Origin of the sequence: Moorena sp. SIO4E2 (assembly GCF_010671945.1) — a bacterium.
Classification (GTDB): domain Bacteria; phylum Cyanobacteriota; class Cyanobacteriia; order Cyanobacteriales; family Coleofasciculaceae; genus Moorena; species Moorena producens.
Window position 1 is genome coordinate 1 of sequence record NZ_JAAHIE010001006.1, and the last position, 1956, is coordinate 1956.

A 1956-nucleotide genomic window follows, 5' to 3' on the forward strand; every position below is an offset into this window, starting at 1 on the left:
TACCTAACTTAATCAAGGCTCGAGCTAAAGTTTCCGCCAAATTGGCGTGACAAGTGAGACAAATTAAATTAAGAGCGGTAGGATGAAAATAACAACAACAAAAACCAAAGTTGTTGTTAGCTACCTAACTAATTTAATTAAAGTTTCCGCCAAATTGGCTTGACAAGTGAGACAAATTAAATTAAGAGCGGTAGGATAAAAATAACAACAACCAAGTTGTTTTTAGCTACCTAACTAATTTAATTAAAGTTTCCGCCAAATTGGCTTGACAAGTGAGACAAATTGAATAAGAAGCGGTAGAATAAAACTAACAACAACCAAGTTGTTAAGTAAAACAAAACTAACAAAAGAGCAGACCAACCATGAATATTTCTGACCTAAATCACATCGAAGTTGTTAACGAAGAAACCAATATCGTTGGTGGTTCAGACCTATACCGTAGTGTAACTTTCTATGATGTTAAGGACATTTATATCACTGAATATATCGATATTGACAAGTATGTTGACTCTTATGTGAGCCTTCGCGGCAACCTGGCTACTGCTGAAGCTACTGCTAGTGCCGATGGTTACAATAGTCTTAGTGAAACCTTTAGTGACGCTAAAGCTACTAATTACAGCTCTGATTCAATTTCTTTGTCTGTGGCTGCGGTCGGCTACTAATCTTAGTAGGGACTAATTGTAGTACCTGATTAGATGGCTGGGGGGGAAGCTTTTCTATCTAGGATAAATTCATCTCTAGATTTAGAGACCAATGCTTCCCCCTTAATTAAGGCAAATAGAAAGATGAAATGGGGAAGCCTTTCTATCTAGGATAAATTCATCTCTAGATTTAGAGACCAATGCTTCCCCTTTAATTAAGGCAAATAGGACGAAATAAGGAAGATTGTCTAGGCTCATGGCTTAGCAGTAATTCGTTGGAAACACTTCAAATTAACTGGGTGGATACAATAAAAAAAGTAACGGAGAACCTGGAACAAAAATGAATGGTTTGCGTAACGTTAGTTTACTGAAAATTATCAGTTAACAAAAAATAGTGATGGCCATGTAGTTTTAAATGTAGTTTTAAATTAAGGATTTTGGGATAGGAACCCCCTTTTTATTAAAAAAGGTGAGGCTTATCCATCCTTATCATCAATTTAACAGGCACAGCTATACACGTAGAGGGTGATTAATGATTATTAATAACCTAGATTTTGCTCGGGAACATGTTCAATAAAACTGGATTATAGGCGGTGCAATTGCTCAGGCAAATACCACAACAATTGCTACAGCTGACCTGGCAATAGCCGATGCTGATGCATTCGCTGATGGCGATCAAACCTCAGCAGGGGCTGATACTGATGCAAGAGTAATAAATACCAAGGTTTCTAAGAAGAGCATCGCTAAGGCGAGTGCTGATGCTGAGGCTAGGACTAAGCAAGGACTTTTCCGGGCTAAGTCTGACAGTTTGTCTTTGTTTTTAGGTATATATATATAGATAATACCGATTTTGGTAAATCCGGCTATAAATCAATAAGGGTTTTCGGTAATTTTCGGTAATAGGTAAGGGAGACTAGGGGATGGGCGACGGAAACTAAAGTTTCTATAGTTTACCACCCAGCCCCTAACTTGATAATGAGGAGTAAATTGAATTAGGAATGAAGGGGAAAAGATTTTCATTCCTTTTTTAGGTTGAGCCTAAATTTCCTAAACTCATTGGCATAGTTTTGGAATGGAGGGATTTTTGTTGATAGTTAATATTTGATGCTTGGTAGAGATAAGGCGTGTAGGAGCGGCAGTAAAACAGTTAACGGTCAACACTCAACACTTAACACTCCACAAACCAGCTTCAACAGGTGCAGTTTAAGGGTAACACAAGGCTGATAGCCGATTAATAGCCATGGTTAATTTCAGCAGAACATTGACAATTCTTCCTCGTGTGAGTCTGATTAGAAAGAGTCTCGGAAAGAGTCTC

The 1956-nt window shown here is 37.9% G+C and carries 1 protein-coding gene; it reads left to right on the forward strand.

Features of this window, described 5'->3' with window-relative positions:
- The first annotated feature begins 362 nt into the window (after positions 1-362).
- A complete protein-coding gene (locus tag F6K37_RS39980; protein WP_008178922.1) occupies positions 363-662 on the forward strand; it encodes a hypothetical protein in 300 nt (99 codons plus the stop codon).
- Positions 663-1956 lie beyond the last annotated feature (1294 nt).